Origin of the sequence: Solidesulfovibrio fructosivorans JJ] (assembly GCF_000179555.1) — a bacterium.
GTDB lineage: Bacteria > Desulfobacterota > Desulfovibrionia > Desulfovibrionales > Desulfovibrionaceae > Solidesulfovibrio > Solidesulfovibrio fructosivorans.
The window spans coordinates 66,710-88,231 of record NZ_AECZ01000018.1; the positions used below are offsets into that span (position 1 = coordinate 66,710).

Genomic DNA, 21,522 nt, shown 5'->3' on the forward strand with positions numbered 1-21,522 from the left:
TGTTTCGGTATGGCTCCCGTCCGGACCGGACGGGATGCCGCCCCGCCTTGCGGCGGCCCCTGTTCAGGGACGGCGGTCTAGTGATGGTCCTTTTTCAGGGACTGGCGAATGCGCACGAAGGCCGTGACGACGATAATGGCCATGTAAACGTAAATGGCCGTCACCCCGAAGAAGCCCTGCTCGGTGGAATGGCCCATATTCGTGACAAGTTCCGTTACGATGCTCATAGCCTTCACTCCTTCGGATCGTTTGGCGCATTGGCGCAACAACTTTTTTTACGCCAGCCGGCCCCCGCGCGTCAAGGCTCCACGCGTTTTCCCCGACTGGGGCCCCCTCGCAAAAGAGAGCGCGGGCACGCAAGCCGCTTCCGTTTTTTCCCGACACGGGGTAATCGTAAACACTGGAGAGAAACCACGTGACCCGACGGCCCAATCAGCAACATGCGCCCGATGCCGGCGTCGCCCTGCCCCTGGCGGCGGGCCTGGGCACGGCCCTGGCCCTGGCCGTGGTGCTGGCGATCACCGCTTCGTGGTATCGTGAGCATCTCTGGCTGACGTGGGATGTGTGGGGCTTGCGTTTTTTCTATATCGCCGTCGTGCTGCTGGCGTTGGTGCCGGGGCTTCTGGTGGGGCTTCTGGTCGACAGGCAGGCCAGGCTGAAGCGTACGCTGCGGCGGCGCGGCCTGGAAATCGATGCCGCCCAGGCCGAGCTTGTCCGGACCAACCAGGCGCTTACGGCGCTCGGCGCGGTCAATCATGAGCTTGTCCGGGCCAGGGACCCGCAATCCTTCCTGGACAGCGTGTGCCGGGTGCTGGTCGAGAAATCCGGCTATGACCTGGTCTGGGTGGGCATGGCCGAACCGGGGCCGGACAAGCGGGTGCGGATCGCGGCCCGGGCCGGAGCGGAAGCGCTCTGGCTCGAGGCCCTGGACGTCCGCTACGACGCGGGGCCACGGGGACGCGGTCCGGCGGCCACGGCCATCCGAAGCGGGCGCATGAGCGTGGTGCCCGACATCCGGGAAGAAGCGTTTTTCAAGGAATGGCCCAACCGGCCGGCGGCCATGGAGCATTACGTCTCGGCTCTGGCCTTCCCGCTCGTCGTGGACGGCCGGGTGGTGGGCGCGTTGTCCATTTATGATCTGCAACCGCGCGAGTTCCGCCAAGAAGAAATCGAACTGCTCGACCAGATGGCCGCCGACGTCTCCCACGGCTTGCATTTTCTCCATGTTTCGGCGGCGCGCGAACGCACGGCGGGGCTCCTGCGCCAGGCCCTGCGCGTCAGCGCGGCCATGGCCGATACGGCCAAGGGGCTGGTGGCCGGGGACCTCGACCAGCCCGCCATGGGCGCCCTGATCCTCGAACGGGCGATGACCCTTACCGACAGCCCGGCCGGGAGCATCGGCCTTGCGGATCAGCGCACCGGGCGTGTGGACTGGCTGGCGACGGCGGGTCCCAACGGCCGAGGGACGCCCCAACCGCTCGCGGACTGCGAATTCTACCCGGACAACCTCGGCCGCTATTCCGGGCCCTTTGCCGCAACGCTCAACGAGGGAACCGTCATCCGGCAAAACGAGCCTGTCTCGTTGGACGCGTACACTCCTTGTCTTTCCCGACAGGGGCTGGGCGGCCGGTTTCTGGCCATGCCGCTACGCCACGCCCGATACGGCCCAAGGGGGCTCATCCTGCTGACCGGGGCCAAACGCCCCTATGCCGAACGCGACACCCGGGCGGTGCAGCGGCTGGCCACGCTTTTCGACGTGGGCGCGGCGCGGCTGGAAGTGGAAGAGGAACTCGTATCCGCCAGACGCCGGGCCGAGGCGGCCAACGAGGCCAAGACCCAGTTCCTGGCCAACATCAGCCACGAACTGCGCACCCCCATCAACGGCATCCTGGGCATGGCCCAGCTGGCGATCCTCGAGGGAGCCACCGGGCGCGAGGCCGAATACTGGCAGACCGTGCGCGATTCCACCGACAAGTTGGTGGAGATCGTCGACAACCTGCTGGAGCTGGCCAGCGTCGAATCCGGATCGCTTTCGCCCATGTTGCGTGAATTTTCCCTGCACCGGCTGCTGACTTCGCTTCGCGACGCGTTTTCGGTACGGGCCGGGCTGGCCGGGCTGACCCTTTCCCTGGAGATCGATCCCGCCATCCCGGACAAGCTGCTCGGCGACCCGTTCCGCCTGCGCCAGATCATCGCCAATCTGCTCGGCAACGCCATTCGCTTCACGCCGACCGGCGGCGTGTCCATGGTCGTCGGGCCCTACGACCACCGACAACCGGGAGCCGTCTCGCGGGTCCACGTGTCCAAGGACTTTTCCGGCGTATGCCTGGCCGTTACCGTCACCGACACCGGGGTCGGCATCGCCAAGGAGAAGCAGACCGCCATTTTCGAGAGTTTCACCCTGGGCGAAGAATGCCTGACCAAGCGTTTCGGCGGCACGGGCATGGGGCTGTCCATCGCCAACCGCATCGCGGAACTTTTGGGCGGCAGCATCGAAGTGGAAAGCCAGCCGGGATTCGGCAGCAGCTTCACCGTGACCCTGCCCATGTGGCCCGTGGCCACGCCGCCGACCAAAGCGGAAACGGCGCCGCCGGCCGTGCTGCCGCCGCTCAAATTCCTGGTGGTGGAAGACGAGGCGGTCAACCGGCTGGCCCTGGCCCGCAGCTTGCGCAAGCTCGGGCATACGGTGATCGAGGCCGGCAACGGCGAGGAGGCGTTGCGCCAGCTGGCCCTGGAACGGGTGGACGTGGTGATCATGGACGTGCAGATGCCGGTGATGGACGGGTTGGCGGCGGTTGCCCACATCCGCAACGGCGAGGTGCCGGGCACGAGCCGACGGCTGCCGGTGGTGGCGCTGACGGCCTACGCGCTGGAGGGGGACCGCAAGCGGTTCCTGGCGGCCGGCATGGACGAATTCGTGACCAAACCCTGCGAGATGGGGCAACTCCTGCGGGCCGTGGCCAAGGTGGTGGAAACGTAGCCCAAACAAGCCAACGCCCGCCTCTGGATTGTCAATTGCATCTCCATTGGCGGCGTGCTAGGCGTCGTGACCGCTTCGACCAGGCAAAAGGAGGAAGCGTCCGTGGCGCCGCAACATCGTCGGAATTTTTGCATCAATCCGCTGTTATCCATCCTTGCAGTCGGCCCCTTCCTTTATTTCACACTCACGCGTTATATCAATCTCGATTTCTGGTACGATGAACTAACGACCTTTCTCCTCTACGCCTGCGTACCGCTCAAAAAAACAGTCACGGACTACAGCTTCCCCAATAATCATATTTTTTTAAACATACTCAACAACATCTATCTTTCCTGCATCGGCCTGCATGACTTGCAACTGCTTATCCTGCATCCCTGGGCCATTCGCCTCCTCATGTTGATGTATGCGCTGCTGTTTCTCTTTTTCCTGTTCCTGATCGGGCGCAAGCTCTACGGCACGCGGACAGGAATATTGTGCGTCGCCGTCGCCGCGACATCCATTCCCTTCTATAATTTCGCCACCCAGGTACGCGGCTACGTCTTGAGCATGGCGCTGCTGGCGGCAGGCCTGTACTTCGCCATCGACTACGCACAACGCCAAAAAACACGTTCCCTCGTGTGGATGACCCTTCTCTTCTCACTCCTTCTCTATACGATACCACTCAATCTTTACGTTCTTTTCGCAATCGGCGTATATTTTACACTCGTGCTGCTGGTTGCCGTCCTCCGAAAACAAGCTGATTGGAAATATTCCCGTAACATCGTCATCGGCCTCTGCTGCTCCGTGGGCATCGCCAGCCTGCTCTATGCCCCTGTTTTGGGGGAAGTGATCCACAACAGGTTCGTCACCTCACTGGGCTTGTTCTCACTACCCATATTGACCGATGTCACGCCGACAATGTTCCTGTTTTTTTTATCAAACCGTTTTTATCTGATCGTCATTCTTGCGCTCGGCCTCACCCTTGCCCTCTGGAAAAAGGCCTATCGTTCCCCTTTTCTCCTGCTTTTTCTCACCATATATGCAATCCCCTTTCTTGCCAGCTTCGTACGTGGGGATAATTACATCTATCGGCTCTACGTCAATCTCGTCGGCGTGTTCTCCTTGCTCGTCGTGGCCTGCTTTGACGCCATTTTTCGCATCCCAAAGCTGCAACGCTACAAGACGCCGGTCATCGCATTGCTGATTCTCGGCATGGGCGGCACGTTCGTCATGACCGTCCACAGGCTGGAGCGATCCTGGACCACGGATATCGCCACCGGCCAACGGCTATTGAACACCTACAGCAACTGGCACCAGTATTTTTACGATGTCCGGGGGATCGTCGATCTGACCCGACAAGCCGAAAAAGGCCGGGATATCCCGGTCAATGTCATGAAGAAGGACGTGGATGAACTCTCCATGCCCTGGTACCTGAAGCGGTTCGGGGTGGCGCATTCGGTGTGCGCCAGCGACGATGCCCTGCGGTTCGGGCCGGGCGGCGAAGCGCTCGTGATCACCGGGTTCCCCGACGTGGTCGCGGCCCGGCTGGAAAAAACCTATCCCGGCCTCGCCTGCCGCCGGCTCAATGCGGACCTTCGCTTTCACAACCTGCTGGAATGCAGGCTGCCCGGGAAAGGCGGAACGGAAAAATAACGGCCGAAAAAAACGCCCCCCCCCTGCCTGTCTGCCGGTGACGCCTGCGGCGCTTCCGAGGGGGCGTCCGCCCCGCCGCCGGTCATCCGGCGACGGGGCGAAGCGTTTCTTACGCCGCCGTCACCAGCAGCGGGCCGTCCTTGGTCACGACCAGGGTGTGTTCGTAATGCGCGGAAAGGCTGCGGTCCCGCGTACGAATGGTCCACTTGTCCGGGAGCACCCGCACCCGCCCCTTGCCGGCGGCGATGATGGGCTCGATGGTGATGACCAGCCCCTCGGTCAGCTTATCCTGGGACCTCGGATCGCAATAATTCGGCACGCAAGGCTCCTCGTGGATGGAACTCCCCACGCCGTGGCCGCACAATTCCCGGATCACATCGAAGCCCCAACGGCGCACTTCCGCCTCCACCGCCTTGCCGATGTCCCGGACGTAATTGCCGGGTCGCGCCGCCTGCATCCCCTGGCGAAAAGCGCTCTGGGCGCAGCGCACCAGGGCGTCGGCCTTGCGGTCCACCTTGCCCACGCGCACGGTGATGGCGGAATCGGCCACGTAGCCGTCCTTTTCCGCCGTGACGTCGCACTTGACAAGGTCCCCTTCGGCCAGCTTGCGCGGCCCGGGAATGCCGTGCACGGCCTCGTCGTTGACGCTGATGCAGGCCGTGCCCGGAAAACCGTAGACCTTGGCCGGCGAGCCTTCGGCCCCATGGGCGGCCAGCACGGAGGCGCAGACGGCGTCCAGTTCGGCCGTGGTCATGCCGGGCTTCGCCGCCTCGGCCATGGCCTCGAGACTCATGCGCACGATGGCCCCGATGGCCCGCAACTTTTCCAAATCCTCGCTTGAACGCAATGTCATGATTACCCTCTTTGCAAATAAGGGAATCGCCCCGGTCAGAGGGGCGGGATTCCCGAAAAGCTTCAAACAATCCGCTGCCGGTCCAGATTGCGCAGGTTCACGGCCTCGGCCAGATGCTCGACGCGCAGGTCCGCGTCGCCGTCCAGGTCGGCGATGGTGCGGGCAATGCGCAAAATCCGGGTGTGCGCCCGGGCCGAAAGCCCCAGCCGCCGCACCGCGCCTTCCAAAAACGCGTGTCCTTCGGCCGAGAGCCGGCAAAAACGCGCCAGCGAACTCCCGGACAGACGGCTGTTGACCGCGAAGGGAAGCCCGGCGTAACGCGCCGCCTGGACAGCCCGCGCCGTTGCCACGCGCTCCCGCATGACCGCCGAGGTGATGGGCGAGGCGTCTTCCCGAAGCGCCTTGTACGGCACGGCCGGTACCTCCACCTGCAAGTCGATGCGGTCGAGCAGCGGCCCGGATAGCCGCGACCGGTAGCGCCGCACCTCGGCCTCGCCGCAGGTGCAGGCATGCCGCTCGTCGCCCATGTAGCCGCACGGACAGGGATTCATGGCCGCAACCAGCATCACGTCGGCCGGGTAGGACAACGACACCGCCGCCCGGGCGATGGTGACCTTCCCGTCCTCCAGCGGCTGGCGCAGCACTTCCAGGACGGATTTCTTGAATTCCGGCAACTCGTCAAGAAAAAGCACCCCCCGGTGGGCCATGGACACCTCGCCGGGACGCGGGTAGGAGCCGCCGCCGATGAGCCCGGCGTCGGAAATGGTGTGGTGCGGGCTGCGAAAGGGCCGGGCCGCGAGCAGCCCGGAACCGGGCTCCAGCCGGCCGGACACGGAATGGATGGTCGTGACTTCGAGCGCTTCGTCGAAGCGCAGCGGCGGCAACACCGTGGGGATGCGCTTGGCCAGCATGGTCTTGCCCGAACCCGGCGGGCCGATGAAAAGCAGGTTGTGCGCGCCCGCGGCCGCGATCTCCACCGCCCGCTTGGCGTGCTCCTGACCCTTGACCTCGGCGAAGTCCTCGGCAAAGCCATTTCCGTCCCCGACAGCGGCAAAAGGCGGCGCGACCGCCGGGGCGATGTCCTCCTCGGCCTTGAAAAAGCGCAGCACCTGGGCCAAATCGGCCGCCGGATACACGGAGAGCCCCTCGACCACTGCCGCTTCGGCGGCGTTGGCCAGGGGAACCACGAGCCCCTTGGCGCCGTCGCGCCGGGCGCGGGCGGCCAGGGGCAGGATGCCGGGCACGGGTTTGAGTTCGCCGGTAAGGGACAATTCGCCGGCCAGAAAATACCCGGACGCGGCGTCCGGCGCAATCGCCTCCACGGCCGCGAGCAGGGCCAGGGCCAGGGGCAGATCGTAGCCCGAGCCCTCCTTGCGCATGTCGGCCGGGGCCAGGTTGACGGTGATGCGCGCCGGCGGAAGCCGCAGCCCCGCGTTTTTAAGCGCCGCGAACACCCGCTCCTTGCTCTCGCGCACCGCCCCCTCGGCCAGCCCGACCATGGTGAAAGACGGCATGCCCTGCCGCGCCAGATCGACTTCCAGGGTCACGGGATAGGCGTCGACGCCCAAAAGCGCGGCGGTACGGATTGTGGAAAGACTCATACGCGTTGGTCAACCGATATCCCCGCCTTGCGGTGGGCGCAAGGATTTTACCCTACCCGCGCTTTCCATTTGCCGGAGGCGATGGTAGCGTTTAACCGCCTTCATAAATGACGGCGTGGCTTGGCCGCGAGGCGCGCGCCCCCCAACTCCACCGGGAATCCCGACGGCATGACCTCCGCCCGCTTCTCTCTGACGCGCTCTGTTGGCGGCGCGGTGTTGCTCACGGTCGTATGCGTCAACACGCTGCTTTTGGCCGCGTTCGGTTCGCTGGACTATCTCAGCGAAAAGCAGCGGCTGGAGGCGGAGCTGCGCTACGACCTCTCGGCCATAGCCGACCAGCTCGCCGACAACCTGGCCATGCCGCTGTGGTATCTGGAAAAGGACCATGCCGCCCGTCTCATCGACGGCGTCATGCGCAACGAACGCATCGCCGCGGTCGTGGTGACCGAACACGGAAACAAGGGCGTCGCCATCGGCCGCACCCGGGACCGGGCCTGGAACCCCTCGGTCGCGACCGAACGGCCGGCCCTCTCCGACGTCATCGGGGAACGGCGCGAAATCCGCTACGAAAACAAGCCGCTCGGCACCCTCGATCTGTTCGCCACCCGCCGCTTCGTCGAGGAGGACCTGCGCCAATCGCTTGCGCGCATCATCCTGCGCATCCTGGGACTCAATGCCGCCCTGGCCCTGGTCCTGGCCGGGGTCCTGCGCTGGCGGATCATCCAGCCGCTGTCCCGCCTGGAGCGCTACGCCGCCCGGGTCAGCCTGGGGGACGACCCGGGCGATCCGGCGGAACTGGCCGGCCTGCGTTTCGAACTCCAAAGCCTCGGGCGCACCATGCGCTCCACGGTCAAGCGCCTCTCGGCCGCCCAGCGCAACTACCGCGACATTTTCGAGAACGCCACCGAGGGCATTTTCCAGACCACCTTCGACGGCCGCATCCTCTCGGCCAACGCCGCCATGGCCGACATCCTCGGCTACGACTCGCCCCAGGCGCTCATGGACGGCGTCGTCGACGTCGGCCGGCAGCTTTTCCACAATCCCGAGGAGCGCCGCGACATGCTGCGCCGCCTGGTGGACGAGGGGAGCGTCGCCGGCCTGGTGGTGCGTTTCGTGCGCCGCGACGGCCAGACCATCTGGGTGCGCCTCAACATCCGGCTGGTGCGCGACGCGACCGGCACCCCGCTTTACACCGAAGGCACCATGTCCGACGTCACGGCCCGGCTGCGGGCCGAGCGGCGGCTGGAAATCCTAAACCGCCACCTGCGCGAGGCCGTCAAGGAACGCACCGGCCGGCTGGCCGAAAAGGCGGCGGAGCTGGAAGCGGCCAATACGCGCCTGACCGAACTCGACCGGCTCAAATCGGGCTTCCTGGCCACGGTCTCCCACGACCTGCGCACGCCGCTGACCTCCATCATGGGCTTCGCCAAGCTCATCGCCCGCGACTTCAACCGGTTTTTCGCCCCATTCGCCCAAGGGAGCGGTCCAGGCGACCGCCTGCGCCGCCAGGCCAAGCGCATAACGGACAACCTGGGCATCATCGAAAGCGAGGGCGAACGGCTCACCCGGCTGATAAACGACTTTCTCGACCTGTCCAAAATCGAGGCCGGCCGGGCCGAGTGGCGCGACGCCAACGTGGTGCCGGCCGCCATCATCACCCGGGCCGCCGACGCCGTCAGCGCCGACTTCGAGGCCAAGCCGGAAGTCGCCTTTTCCATGGACCTGACCCCGGACCTGCCAGAGCTGTGGATCGACCCGGACCGCTTGAGCCAGGTGCTGGTCAACCTGCTCGGCAACGCCGCCAAGTTCACGGACGAGGGCCATGTGCGGCTGCGGGCCTTCAGGCGCGACGGCATGCTGCGCGTGGAGGTGGCCGACACCGGCCAGGGCGTGCCCCGGGAGTCCCTGGAAAAGATCTTCGACAAGTTCCACCAGGCCCAGGCCGGCGACACGGTGGAGGAAGGCCGCCGCCGCAAGGGCACGGGCCTGGGCCTGGCCATCTGCCGGCAGATCGTCGAGCATTACAACGGCCGCATCTGGGCCGAATCCGAACTCGGCCGGGGCAGCACCTTCATCATGGAACTGCCCCTGCCCGTAACCGCCGACCCGGCCGCGCCCCCGGAGGAGACATCATGACGACCACCCGCCTTTTTTGCACCACGCCCCGCATCCAATTCGGCCCCCGCGCCCTGGAACACGTCGGGCGGGAGGCCGCGCGCCTGGGCAAAACCGCCCTTATCGTGACCGGACGCTCCTCCTCGACCAAAAACGGCTCCCTGGAGCGGACCCGGGCCCTGCTCGCCGCGGCGGGCGTCGCGGCCGTGCCCTTTGCCCGGGTGGAATCCGACCCGAGCCTCGACACGGTGACGGAGGGCGCGGGACTCTCCAAGGAAAACAACTGCGACGTGCTGGTGGCCCTCGGCGGCGGCAGCGCCATGGACGCGGCCAAGGCCATAAGCTGCCTGCTGGCCAACCCGGGGCCGCTTGCGAGCCTCGAAGGCGTCACCGGCCTCAAACAGGGACCGCCGGTCATCGCCATTCCCACCACGGCCGGCACGGGCAGCGAGGTGACGCGGGTCGCCGTCCTCACCGACACGGCCCGCAAGTACAAGCTGCTCCTGGTCGGCGAAACGCTCATGCCGGCGGCGGCCATCCTCGACCCGGAACTGACCGCCTCCATGCCGCCCAAGGTGGCCGCGGCCACGGGCATGGACGCGCTGACCCACGCCATCGAGGCCTACGTCTCCAAGCTGGCCACCCCGCTCTCCGACACCCTGGCCCTGGCCGCCATCGAAACCATCGGCGCCAACCTGGCCATGGCCGTGGCCGCCCCGGACAACCTCCACGCCCGCGCGGCCATGCTCTATGCCCAGATGCAGGCGGGGCAGGCCTTTTCCAACGCCTCGGTCGGCCTCGTCCACGCCATGTCCCGGCCCATGGGCGCGCGCTACGGCGTGCCCCACGGCGCGGCCAACGCCATGCTGCTGCCCCATGTCACAGCCTACAACCGGCCGGCCTGCCCCCAGCGCATGGCCCGCATCGCCGTGGCCCTCGGACGGTGCATCGACGGCATGGACCTGGGCGAAGCCTCGCGCCAGGCCGCCATCGCCCTGACGGAACTGGCCGCCGAATTGCCCCTGCCCCGCACCCTGGGCGACGTGGGCGTGCCGACGGGCGATCTGGCCGACATGGCCCGGGAAGCGGCGGAAAACGGCAGCAGCCGGGTCAACCCCCGCCGCCCGAGCCCGGAGGAAATCGCTTCGATTTACCACGAACTGGCGTAGGGAAGGCGAAGAGAAAAAGATGCGAGAGGGGGACCCTTTTTGAAAAAAGGGTCCCCCTCTCGCGCTCTCCCCTCCCAAAAACTTTCAACGATTACGAATGCGGTGACGATGATGCGCTGTAACCATTAAAAGTCCTTAGGATGGGGGTCCGGGGGAAACCCTTTCTTCAGAAAGGGTTTCCCCCGCTTCCTCCATGCGAATGCCGCTCGGCCCGGCTGGCGAGGAAACGGGCCATGGGCGGGGCGAGGAACGTCACCAGGAAGAAGCGGACCGTCTGGAGCGTCATGACGAAGGACAGGTCAACGGGGCTCGTGGCCGCGATGATGGCCACGGTGTCCATGCCGCCGGGGCAGGTGGCGAGGTAGGCGGTCAGGGCGTCGACCCCGGCCAGGCGCACGATGACCCAGGCCAGCACGCCGCAAAAGCTCATGAGCGCGACGATGGAGCCCAGGATGGCCGGCAGGGAACGCGCGGCGTGCAGCGCCACCCGGCGGGTGAAGCCGAGCCCGATGCGCCAGCCGATGGCGGCGTAGGTGGCGGCGAGAAGCCAGGCCGGCACCTCGGCGATGGCCACGCCCGAAAGATGTAGCGCCCCGCCCACGGCCATGGGCGCGAGCATGGCCCCGGAGGGAACGCGCGTGCCGAACCCGACCAGCGCCCCCAGGACGAAAAGCCCGATCAGCGGCAAAAGGCTCGGCCACTGCGGGGCCGGGAACCAGACCACGTCGAGCCAGACCGAGCCCCCCCTCCCCTGCCAGAAATGCGCCACCAGCGAAGCGGCCAGGGCCACGCAGATCACGCGCGAATACTGCATGAAGGCCACCAGCCGCGCGTCCGCGCCGTTGGCCTCGGCCATGACCACCATGGCCGTGGCCCCGCCCGGGGACGTGCCCCAGATGCCGGTGGTTTCGGGCATGACGTAGCGGCGATAAAGCAGCCAGCCGAGCAGGCCGCTGGCGGCGATGGTGGCCAGGACCACGGCCAGAAAAAGCGGCCAACGGCTTAAAAACGAGGGCAGAAGGTCCGGGGTGGCGGCCCGGGAGATAAACGCCCCGACAACGGTCTGGGCCAAGATGTAGGGAGCGCGGGGAAGCGCGATATCGCCGCCGCAAAGGGCCAGGACGATGCCGGCCAGCATGGGGCCGATGAGAAGCGCGGCCGGCAGGTGCATGCGCCACAGGGCCGCCGTGGCCGCCACTGTCATCACCGTCAGCAGCAGCCACTTTTTCGCTTGCATGCGCGCGCTCCCTGGCGGGCGGGGCTCCGCCCCGGACCCCGGCAGAGGCTCCGCCTCTGCACTCCGCCGGGGGGCTTGATGCCCCCCGGTCCCCCCTTAACGCTTTGCCGGGCTTCCCTTCGCGGGTTGATGGGAATCGTGTCTTTGTTGCCGCAATCAGCCCGGTGGCACGAGGCGCTTCGCGCTGCGACACCGGGCCGATTGCGGCAACAACCGCGCCAGCGGCGAAGCGTCGCATTTCCAGATAAAATATGGAACGCGCTGCCTTCACCCTTCCCCGGCTTCAGGCCAAGCCTGCGGCCAATCAAAGCCGAGTCGGGGGGACCGGGGGGCCCGTGGCCCCCCGGCGGGGTCCGGGGCAGAGCCCCGTTCCTCTCCCGGTCGCCTACCGCACAAGGCGGCCGATGCGGCTCCAGCGAATGTCGGACGGGCCGTCCCAGGACCAGTAGATGACCCAGGCCTTGCCCCGGATCTTGTCCTTGTCCACGAAGCCCCAGAAGCGGGAATCATAGGATTCGTCACGGTTGTCGCCCATGACGAAGTATTTTCCGGGCGGCACGGTGATGGGGCCGAAATTGTCGCGCCGGGCCTGGATGCCCGGGTCGGTGTGCTTGACGTAGGGCTCGTCGAGCTTCTGGCCGTTTCTGTAGACGACCTTGTCCTTCATCTCCAGCACGTCGCCGGGCACGCCGATGATGCGCTTGATGAAGTCCTTGGAGGTGTCCTCGGGGAACTCGAAGACGATGACGTCCTCGTGCTGGGGATCCTCGATGGGGAAGATGACCTTGTCGGTGAAGGGAATGTGGGTGCCGTAGAGGAATTTATTGACCAGCAGGTGGTCGCCGATAAGCAGTGTATCGAGCATGGAGCCGGAGGGTATCTTGAAGGCCTGGACCACGAAGGTGCGGATGACGAGGGCTAGGACCAGGGCGACGGCCAGGGCTTCAAGATATTCCAACAGCAGTTTTTGCCATCTCGGGTTCATTGCGGGATTCCTTATTTTCGGGGGCGGCGGGACGGGCAAGCCCGCGCGAGCCGCGCGCGGACGCCCCGGCCGTGTCGGAGTTGGGAAAGCGGGCCGGTCTAGTCGTCTCCGGCCTTGAGCGCCGCAAGGAAGGCTTCCTGGGGCAACTCCACGTTGCCCATGCGCTTCATGCGCTTTTTGCCTTCCTTCTGCTTTTCCAGAAGCTTGCGCTTTCGCGTGATGTCACCGCCGTAGCATTTGGCCGTGACGTTTTTCCCCATGGGCGCGTTGCGCTCCCTGGCGATGATCTTGGTGCCGATGGCCGCCTGGATGACGACCTCGAAAAGCTGGCGCGGGATGACGCGCTTGAGTTTTAAGGCCAGGGCCCGGCCGTAGTGGTAGGCGTTGTCGCGGTGCACGATGACGGCCAGCGCGTCGACCGGGTCGCCGTTGATCATGATGTCGAGCTTGACCAGGTCGGAAGCCCGGTAGTCGATGATCTCGTAGTCCAGCGAGGCATAGCCGCGCGTGGCGGACTTGAGCCGGTCGAAAAAGTCGTAGACGATCTCGGCGAACGGCAGCTCGTAGGTGATGATGACGCGGGTGGCGGTCAGGTAGCGCACGTCCTTCTGGATGCCGCGCTTTTCCTCGCACAGTTTGAACACCCCGCCCACATACTCGTTGGGGGTGTGGATCTCGAGCCGGGCGTAGGGCTCGTAGAGAGCGGCTATTTCCTGTGTTTTCGGCAGCTTGCTCGGGTTCTCGATGGAGATGGTCTCGCCGGAGAGCTTCTCCACCTTATAGATGACCGAGGGGGCGGTGGCAATGAGGTTGGCCCCGAACTCGCGCTCCAGCCGCTCCTGGATGATCTCCATGTGGAGCAGGCCCAAAAAGCCGCAGCGGAAGCCGAAGCCCAGCGCCTGGGACGTCTCCGGCTCGTAGGTGAAGGCGGCGTCGTTTAAGCGCAGCTTTTCCAGGGCGGTTTTTAAGACCTCGTACTCGGCCGCGTCCACCGGGTACAGGCCGCAAAACACCATGGGCTTGACTTCCTTGAAGCCCGGCAGGGGGACGACGGCCCCTTCTTCGGCCGTGGTGACGGTGTCGCCCACGCGGGCGTCGGTCAGGGTCTTGATGTTGGCGCACAAAAAGCCGGCCTCGCCCGGCCCGAAGCTCGGAATGTCGATGGGGCCCGGGGAAAACGCGCCCAGGCGGATGACTTCGAAGGTCGCGCCCGTGGACATCATCTTGATGCGCTGTCCGAGCTTCACCGTACCGTCTATGACCCGGAACAAGACCACGACGCCCTGGTAGGAGTCGTACCAGGAGTCGACGACCAGGGCTTTGAGCGGCGCGGCGGGGTCGCCCTTGGGCGGCGGAATCTTGGTGATGATCTGTTCGAGGACCGCGCCCACGTTGACGCCGGTCTTGGCCGAAACGGCCACGGCGTCGGCGCAGGGAAGCCCGATGGCCTCCTCGATCTCGGCCTTGACCGCCTCGGGGTCGGCGCTCGGCAGGTCGATCTTGTTGAGGACCGGGATGATCTCCAGGTCGTTGTCCAGGGCCAGAAACACGTTGGCCAGGGTCTGGGCCTCCACGCCCTGCGTCGCGTCGACCACGAGCAAAGCGCCCTCGCAGGCGGCCAGGCTGCGCGAGACCTCGTAGGAGAAGTCCACGTGGCCGGGAGTGTCGATGAGGTTCAGGATGTATTCGGTCCCGTCGGCGGCCTTATAAGGAATGCGCACCGTCTGGGCCTTGATGGTGATGCCGCGCTCGCGCTCGAGGTCCATGCGGTCGAGATATTGCTCACGCATCTCCCGGGCGGTGATCACACCGGTGAGTTCGAGTATGCGATCGGCAAGAGTCGACTTGCCGTGGTCGATGTGGGCGATGATGCTGAAATTTCGGATGCGCGAGATGTCCATGGGTGGAAAAGCCTTTGGCGAAGCGACGCCGGGAGTCGGCTAGGCACATAATGGAAGGCGCTGTCGAGGTCAATGCGGGCGAAGGACGCGCGGGGGGGAGGAAGCGAAAACCGCCCGTTGCGTCAAGGTCCCGAGACATTTTCGTGGTGTTTGACACATTTTTCACTTTCTATTCCCCTGGCCCTGGTGTATACGAAGCGCACTCATGGGTACGGCCGGCTCCGGGACAACATCCGGCCACCCACGAATAACGCGGAAACGTTAACCAAACATCACCGGTAAGGAGGCGCTACATGTCCAAATTGGTTCCGCCGCATGGAGGCAAAGGTCTGGTCATTCGCCTGCTCGAGGGCGCTGCCAAGGAAGCCGAGCTGAAGAAGGCCGCTGGCCTGAAGAAAGTCGAGATCACCGCCCAGGAAAAGGGCGACCTGATCATGATCGGCATCGGCGGCTTCTCGCCCCTGGAAGGCTTCATGACCAAGGCCGATTGGAAGAGCGTCGTCGAGAAGATGACCCTGGCCGATGGCACCTTCTGGCCGGTTCCCGTCATGCTGGCGGTGACCAAGGAAGACGCCGCCGGGATCAAGGAAGGCGAGGAGATCACCCTCGAGCGCAACGGCGAGATCTACGCCACCATGAAGGTCACCGAAAAGTTCGAGATGACCGAGGCCGACAAGAAGTGGGAATCCGAGCTGGTCTACAAGGGCCATGGCGACGACTCCGCTGACGACAAGTTCTGGAAGGTCGCCCTTGAGGATCACCCGGGCGTCAAGATGGTCATGGCCCGCAAGGACATCTGCCTTGCCGGTCCGGTCAACGTCCTGTCCGAGGGCGAGTACCCGACCAAGTACAAGGGCGTCTACCTGCGCCCGGCCGAGACCCGCGCCATCTTCGACGAGCGTGGTTGGGCCAACGTCGCCGCTCTGCAGCTGCGCAACCCCATGCACCGCTCCCACGAGTACCTGTGCAAGATCGCCATCGAAGTTTGCGACGGCGTCATCATCCACTCCCTGATCGGCAACCTGAAGCCCGGCGACATCCCGGCCGAAGTGCGCGTCGACTGCATCGACACCCTGGTCAAGCACTACTTCGTCGAGAAGAACGTCGTCCAGGGCGGTTACCCCCTCGACATGCGTTACGCCGGTCCCCGCGAAGGCCTGCTCCACGCCACCTTCCGCCAGAACTACGGCGTCAACAAGATGATCATCGGCCGTGACCACGCCGGCGTCGGCGACTTCTACGGCATGTTCGAGGCTCAGGAGATCTTCGACCGCATCCCCTACGCCAACGAAGCCTGCCCGGTTCCCGGCAAGGCCCTGCTGTGCCAGCCGCTGAAGATCGACTGGACCTTCTACTGCTACAAGTGCGACGGCATGGCTTCCCTGCGCACCTGCCCGCACACCAAGGAAGACCGCGTCATCCTCTCCGGCACCAAGCTGCGCAAGATGCTGTCCGAGGGCGGCGAGATTCCGGATCACTTTGGCCGCGAAGAAGTCCTGGTCAAGCTGCGCAAGTACTACGAAGGCTTGACCGAAAAGGTCGAGATCAAGATGCACGGCGCTGCTTCCGGCGACTCCGCCAAATAAGCTGCCGCGCAATCATACGATTGCACGAAGGGAGGACGCGAAAGCGTCCTCCCTTTTTTGCTGCGCTCCGCTGCGCATTGTCCCCGGTGCCGTGCGCCGACTCAATTTCATAGTATTCTAGTCCATTAAAAGTACATTTTGCATACACCCCTGCATGAAAAATATGCAAGAACCTGTTTCTTTCCTGAACGGCACTGCGAGAAAATCCAGAGAATTGCACTGGTCCGGTTATTGCTCTATACAATGGGCTTGTATGGGCAGAATGTCGGCGCACCATACAGTCACGCCGTGATCGCCATCCGGCATGCGGTGGCATCCAGACACCCCGGAGAACACGATATGATCCGTAAAGCAACATCCCTCGTCGCGCTACTGGCATTTATCCTGACCATCCTCACCAGTCTCATCCTCTACATCGCCCCCCAGGGACGGGTCGCCTACTGGTCGGACTGGACATTGTGGGGTCTGGACAAGACGCAATGGGGCAACCTGCACGTCAACCTGGGAACATTGTTCCTGGCCGCCCTGGCGCTGCATGCCTATTACAATTGGAAAGCCGTCACGGCCTACCTGAGCCGTGCCCACAAGCTCGTGATCGTCACTCCCGCGTCCGTCACCGCCCTGGCCATCGTGCTGATCGTGGGCCTGGGGACCTTGGCCATGTTGCCGCCCTTCTCGACCTTCCTGGCCGGAAGCGACTATTTCAAGGAACGCGCGGCGAACCTGTACGGCGAACCGCCTTACGGCCATGCCGAACTCTCCCCCCTGGCCTCGCTGGCGCCGAAAATCGGCCTGACGCCCCAGGCCGTCGTTACGGGGCTCAAAAAGGCCGGCTACGACGCGGCCGCGCCGGACGCCACGCTGCTTTCCCTGTCGCGGCGCTACGGCGTCTCGCCGCAAAAGCTCTACCAGGCCTTCGCGCCCGAAACGGGCCAGGAACTGCCGGAGCTGCCGCCGCCCGGCACCGGCAACCGCAGCCTGTCCGACCTGTGCAAGACCTACGGCCTCGACACGGCGCGCATCGTGGCCGGGCTTAAGGAACGCGGCATCGCGGCCACGCCTGACGCCACCATCAGGGCCATCGCCGAGAAAAACGGCCAGGGTCCGCTCGAGGTCTACGCCGCCATCCGGCAGGCCGCCGTCGCAACCCGGCCGTAGCGCATGACGCGCCCGGGCCGGAGCGCGTGGAGAATACGCGTGTCCGGCCCGGGACATCTCCCTCGACCGTCGGTTGCGGCCCTTGCCGACGTCACGCCTTGCTTCTATGAACTTGCCTGGGCCATACCGGCAAAGGCGACAGGATACGGCGGCAAACACGCGGCCGGACAGTGCGCCGACACTGTATCCGCCCATCGCCGCTCACCCAGGAAGCGAAGCGAGCGCGGCATGATAAAGTTTTTTGTCCCGATTTTTGCTTTTGTCGTCATCATCCTTTTCTGTATCCGGCTTTTCCGCCCGAGCTTCGGCACAAAAAAAAGCGTCATCTTTCTCCTGGCTGGTGCCGGCGTCGCCTATATCCTTTCCTATGTCGCGGTATTCCTCATGTTCGTTTACATTGGCCTGTTGCATGTGGAGGCCTACAGCCCGGACGCCGCCCACTTCGACGACTCCCTCGCACGCGATACGCAGGCCTATTTTTCGGAGAGGCAAGGACGACCGGTCACGGTCCGATACGAGTATCTCCGCCAAGGCCCCACACAGTCCGGAATAGGCTCCCCGAGGTATTACATCTGGGTGAAAATCTTCGCCGACGGCCGCGAGATCGATGCAGGCGCGGTGAAAGTCGCCGGCGTCGGCAAGGATCGATTCGAGATAACGGATTTTCTGAGCCGGGGCATGATCCTGGACGTTCCGGGACGCCTGAACGCCGTGTTCCCCAAGGCGGTATGCGAGACGATCAAGAGCCGATTGCGACTGTAGCGCGCCGGGCGCGCGGCATCGCGGCGTCGCGCCGCAGACGCCCCCACGGCGCTTGCCGCAGTTGGCCAATCCCTGTATGCCAAAGCCCATGGAGCAGTACCTCGCCGATTTGCATATCCATTCCCGGTATTCCAGAGCCACCAGCAAGGGGCTGACCCCGTACAACCTGGCCGCCTGGGGCGAAATCAAGGGACTTACCGTGGTGGCCACCGGGGACTTCACCCACCCGGGCTGGCTCGACGAGCTCAAGGAAGCCCTGACCCCGGACGGGACCGGGCTTTTGCGCCTCAATGATCCCAAGGGACTGGCCGGACAAATACCCTGGCTGCCCGACGCGCATCCGGCCGGCCGGGTGCGCTTTTTGCTTTCGGCGGAAATAAGCTCCATCTACAAACGCGGCGGCAAGGTCCGCAAGGTCCACAACCTCGTCTACATGCCTTCCTTCGAGGCGGCCGAAAAGCTCAACGCCAAGCTGGCCAAGGTCGGCAACCTGGCTTCCGACGGCCGCCCGATCCTGGGCCTCGACAGCCGCCATCTGCTGGAGATGACCCTGGAGACCGACCCGCTGGCCTTTCTCGTGCCGGCCCATATCTGGACGCCGTGGTTTTCGCTTTTCGGCTCCAAGTCGGGCTTCGATTCGGTGGAGGAGTGCTACGGCTCCCTGGCCAAGGAAATCTTCGCCATGGAGACCGGGCTGTCCTCGGACCCGGAGATGAACTGGACGCTCTCCGCCCTGGACCGCTTCCGGATGATCTCCAATTCCGACGCCCACTCCGGCGAAAAGCTCGGCCGCGAATGCAACATCTTTTCCGGCGACCCGTCCTACGAGGGCATCTACCGGGCGCTACGCGGCCAGGGGCTGGGACCGAAATTTTGCGGTACTGTGGAATTCTTCCCGGAAGAGGGAAAATACCACCTCGACGGCCACCGGGAATGCGGCGTGGTCATGGAGCCGGCCGAGGCCAAGGCGCGCGGCGGCCTGTGCCCGGTGTGCGGCAAGCCCATGACGCTCGGGGTGCTGCACCGGGTGCTCGATCTGGCCGACCGCACCGAGCCCGTGCGGCCGGAGGGCATGCCCGGGTTCACGTCCCTCGTTCCCTTGGACGAGCTGGCCGGCGAGGTCATGGGCGTCGGGCCCAAGACGGCCAAGGCCCATGGGCTGGTGGCCCGGATGCTGGCCCGCTTCGGTTCGGAACTGACCGTGCTGCGCGAGGCCCCGGCCGAGGAGATCGGCCGGGTGAGCACCGCCCTGGCCGAGGCCGTCAGCCGCATGCGCCGGGGCCGGGTTCTGCGCACGCCCGGGTTCGACGGCCAATACGGCCGCATCGCGGTATTCACCCCCGAGGAGCGCCGCGAACTCAAGGTCGGCCGGTTTCTGGCCGTGCCGCCGACGCCCGACGCGGCCAAGGCCGCCCGTGAACCGGCCGCCGAGGACGATCCGCCCGCGGAACCGCCGCCCGCGCCGGGAAGCGCCGCCGCCCCGGCCCCGCCCAAGCCCTTTGACCGGGGCCTCAACCCCGCCCAGCGCGCGGCCGTGGATTCGCAGGCCCGCCATCTGCTCGTGGTCGCCGGTCCGGGCACGGGCAAAACCCATACGCTTTTGGCCAAAATCCGGGCCTTGCTCGATACCGGCGCGCCGCCGGGCGACATCCTGGCCGTGACCTTCACCCGCCGGGCGGCCGGGGAACTTCGGGAACGGCTGGCCCGCGACGCCGGGATGGCGGAAGACGCCGCGACAGAGGCCTCGCAGGACGCCCCCGCCCTGCCCTGGGCCGACACCCTGCACGCCCTGGCCCTTGCCGCCTGGACCGCTTCCGGCGGCCAGGAACCGGTGCTGCTCTCCGAGGACGCGTCCAGACGCCTTTTCGCCACGGTCAACCCGGAGCTGTCCGGGGCCAGGCTGCGGGCCGCCTGGCGCGAGCTGTCCCTGGCCCGGGAACGGCTCACGCCCCTTCCCCCGGCCGACACCGCCGGCCTGGGACTCTACGCCGCCCGCTACGCCCGTCAGAAATCCGACTGGAACCTGCTCGATTTTACCGATCTGCTGGAATTCTGGCTGGAAAAGCTGGTCGCCGGCAGTGAACAGCCGACCTGCGCCCATGTGCTGGTGGACGAGGTCCAGGACCTGACCCCGCTGCAACTGGCCGTGATCGCCGCCCTGGTCGGCCGCGACCGGGCCTCACTTTTCGCCATCGGCGACCCGGACCAGTCCATCTATGGATTTCGGGGCGCGGCCCCGGGCGTGCGGGCCGAGCTGCTCGCGGCCTGGCCGGATCTGGAAGTCGCTGCCCTGGCCGAGAACTACCGCTCCACCCAGCCGGTCCTGAACCTGGCCGCCGGGCTTTTCCCGGGCCGCGCGCCGCTGGTTTCGCGCTTAAGCTCCGAAACGCCCGTGGCCAGCGAGATACAACTTTTCGAGGCGCCGACCGCCGCCGGCGAGGCCGGCTGGATGGGCGAACGCATCCAGGCGCTTTTAGGCGGCACCTCGCTGACCCTGGCCCGCGATCTTTCCGCCGAGACCCTGGCCCCGGGCGACCTGGCCGTGCTGGTGCGCTTTTCCGGGCTCATCGGCCCCATCCGCAAAAGCCTCGAGCGCTTCGGCATCCCCTGCGCCGCGCCCGAGGCCGACGCCTTCTGGAACGAGCCCAGGGTACGGCTGCTTCTGGCCGCGGCCGGACGCCTCATGGGCCTGCCCGCGCCGGCGGACGTGGAAAAGCCGCCCACCTTGCCCGACCGGGTGCTGGCCAAGGGGCCGCTCGGGCTTTCGGCCTATCTCGGCGACATCGCGCCCTTCGACCGCCTGTTCTGGCAGGGACCGGAATTCCGCGACCTGTGCCGGGCCTTCGACGCCCATGGCGGCTGGGCCGGCCTGCTCAACCACGTGGCCACCCAGACCGAACTCGAGCTGGTGGGCAAGCGCGCCCAGAAGGTGCGCATCATGTCCCTGCACGCGGCCAAGGGTCTGGAATTCGCGGCCGTGTTTCTGCCGGCCCTGGAAGACGGCATCCTGCCCTTTGCCGGCTCGGATTTTTTAAGCGGAAAGCCCGGACATCTGGCCGGACAGATGGACGAGGAGGAAGAGCGGCGGCTTTTCTACGTCGGGCTCACCCGGGCCAAAAGCCGGCTCTTCCTGTCCCACGCCTTGCGCCGCGACCTTTTCGGCCGCAGGCTCATGCTCAAGCGCTCACGATTTTTGGAGAATCTTGATCTCGGCGGGGTGCGGCGCCGGGCGCTTCGGGCGCGCACGGTCAGCCAGGTCAAGCAGTTGGGCCTTTTCGACGCGGACGCGCCTACCAGATGAACCGCCACAAATAGCGTTCATAGGCCCGGGACATCCGTTGGGCCGTCGGCGCATTGACGCCGAGGTCCTGCAACCGGCAATACACGTGCAGCGGATTGAAAAAATGCTGCATGAAATTACGAATCTGTCGCATAATACCATCACCTTGAAACATCGACGGAACAGACCCGCCACTGCATACGCGGCCAATCGACCAGCCGCTCACAACAACAACCGGCACTTCATACGCCCGAACTTTCGGA

15 protein-coding genes are annotated in these 21,522 nt (G+C 65.4%); 8 read left to right on the forward strand and 7 right to left on the reverse strand.

Annotated features, from left to right (window positions below):
* Positions 1–77 precede the first annotated feature (77 nt).
* On the reverse strand, positions 78–227 hold the full coding sequence (locus DESFRDRAFT_RS22735; protein WP_005994683.1) for a hypothetical protein: 150 nt from the start codon (positions 225–227) through the stop codon (positions 78–80).
* A gap of 188 nt (positions 228–415) precedes the next feature.
* On the opposite strand from DESFRDRAFT_RS22735, the gene DESFRDRAFT_RS13300 reads away from it, so the two are divergent.
* The gene (locus DESFRDRAFT_RS13300) at positions 416–2,980 is read left to right on the forward strand and encodes a GAF domain-containing protein (protein ID WP_005994685.1); all 2,565 of its coding nucleotides are present in this window, start codon (positions 416–418) and stop codon (positions 2,978–2,980) included.
* Positions 2,981–3,082: 102 nt separating this feature from the next.
* A complete protein-coding gene (locus DESFRDRAFT_RS13305) occupies positions 3,083–4,612 on the forward strand; it encodes a glycosyltransferase family protein (protein ID WP_005994687.1) in 1,530 nt (509 codons plus the stop codon).
* A gap of 109 nt (positions 4,613–4,721) precedes the next feature.
* On the opposite strand, the gene map is transcribed toward DESFRDRAFT_RS13305, so the two are convergent.
* Both map and DESFRDRAFT_RS13315 read right to left on the reverse strand, forming a co-directional pair.
* Positions 4,722–5,465, reverse strand: coding sequence for a type I methionyl aminopeptidase (gene map / locus DESFRDRAFT_RS13310; protein ID WP_005994689.1), 744 nt, complete (start codon positions 5,463–5,465; stop codon positions 4,722–4,724).
* Positions 5,466–5,527: 62 nt separating this feature from the next.
* Positions 5,528–7,066: a YifB family Mg chelatase-like AAA ATPase gene (locus DESFRDRAFT_RS13315; protein ID WP_005994691.1), complete on the reverse strand. Its 1,539-nt coding sequence runs from the start codon at positions 7,064–7,066 to the stop codon at positions 5,528–5,530.
* A gap of 168 nt (positions 7,067–7,234) precedes the next feature.
* Between DESFRDRAFT_RS13315 and DESFRDRAFT_RS13320 the strand changes: the two genes are divergently transcribed.
* Positions 7,235–9,202 (forward strand): PAS domain-containing sensor histidine kinase, encoded by a 1,968-nt coding sequence (locus DESFRDRAFT_RS13320; RefSeq protein ID WP_005994693.1) that lies wholly within the window; start codon positions 7,235–7,237, stop codon positions 9,200–9,202.
* On the forward strand, positions 9,199–10,350 hold the full coding sequence (locus DESFRDRAFT_RS13325) for an iron-containing alcohol dehydrogenase (RefSeq protein WP_005994695.1): 1,152 nt from the start codon (positions 9,199–9,201) through the stop codon (positions 10,348–10,350). The genes DESFRDRAFT_RS13320 and DESFRDRAFT_RS13325 overlap by 4 nt, the downstream gene beginning before the upstream one ends.
* 166 nt (positions 10,351–10,516) lie before the next feature.
* On the opposite strand, the gene DESFRDRAFT_RS13330 is transcribed toward DESFRDRAFT_RS13325, so the two are convergent.
* The 3 genes from DESFRDRAFT_RS13330 to lepA all read right to left on the reverse strand — a co-directional run bounded on the left by DESFRDRAFT_RS13330 (position 10,517) and on the right by lepA (position 14,473).
* A complete protein-coding gene (locus tag DESFRDRAFT_RS13330) occupies positions 10,517–11,587 on the reverse strand; it encodes an AbrB family transcriptional regulator (protein WP_005994697.1) in 1,071 nt (356 codons plus the stop codon).
* A 385-nt stretch (positions 11,588–11,972) separates the two neighbouring features.
* Complete coding sequence (lepB, locus tag DESFRDRAFT_RS13335) at positions 11,973–12,572, reverse strand: signal peptidase I (RefSeq protein ID WP_005994699.1); 600 nt, start codon at positions 12,570–12,572, stop codon at positions 11,973–11,975.
* Positions 12,573–12,670: 98 nt separating this feature from the next.
* Positions 12,671–14,473, reverse strand: a complete 1,803-nt coding sequence (lepA, locus tag DESFRDRAFT_RS13340; protein ID WP_005994701.1) for a translation elongation factor 4 — start codon at positions 14,471–14,473, stop codon at positions 12,671–12,673.
* Positions 14,474–14,766: 293 nt separating this feature from the next.
* On the opposite strand from lepA, the gene sat reads away from it, so the two are divergent.
* From sat to DESFRDRAFT_RS13360, 4 genes are all read left to right on the forward strand, one after another.
* A complete protein-coding gene (gene sat / locus DESFRDRAFT_RS13345; protein ID WP_005994703.1) occupies positions 14,767–16,059 on the forward strand; it encodes a sulfate adenylyltransferase in 1,293 nt (430 codons plus the stop codon).
* Between the two features lie 339 nt (positions 16,060–16,398).
* Positions 16,399–17,217: a DUF4405 domain-containing protein gene (locus DESFRDRAFT_RS13350; protein WP_005994705.1), complete on the forward strand. Its 819-nt coding sequence runs from the start codon at positions 16,399–16,401 to the stop codon at positions 17,215–17,217.
* 39 nt (positions 17,218–17,256) lie between these two features.
* The gene (locus tag DESFRDRAFT_RS13355; protein WP_144005040.1) at positions 17,257–17,979 is read left to right on the forward strand and encodes a hypothetical protein; all 723 of its coding nucleotides are present in this window, start codon (positions 17,257–17,259) and stop codon (positions 17,977–17,979) included.
* 88 nt (positions 17,980–18,067) lie between these two features.
* A complete protein-coding gene (locus DESFRDRAFT_RS13360) occupies positions 18,068–21,280 on the forward strand; it encodes a UvrD-helicase domain-containing protein (protein WP_005994709.1) in 3,213 nt (1,070 codons plus the stop codon).
* On the opposite strand, the gene DESFRDRAFT_RS22740 is transcribed toward DESFRDRAFT_RS13360, so the two are convergent.
* Positions 21,270–21,413, reverse strand: coding sequence for a hypothetical protein (locus tag DESFRDRAFT_RS22740; protein ID WP_005994711.1), 144 nt, complete (start codon positions 21,411–21,413; stop codon positions 21,270–21,272). The genes DESFRDRAFT_RS13360 and DESFRDRAFT_RS22740 overlap by 11 nt on opposite strands.
* Positions 21,414–21,522 lie beyond the last annotated feature (109 nt).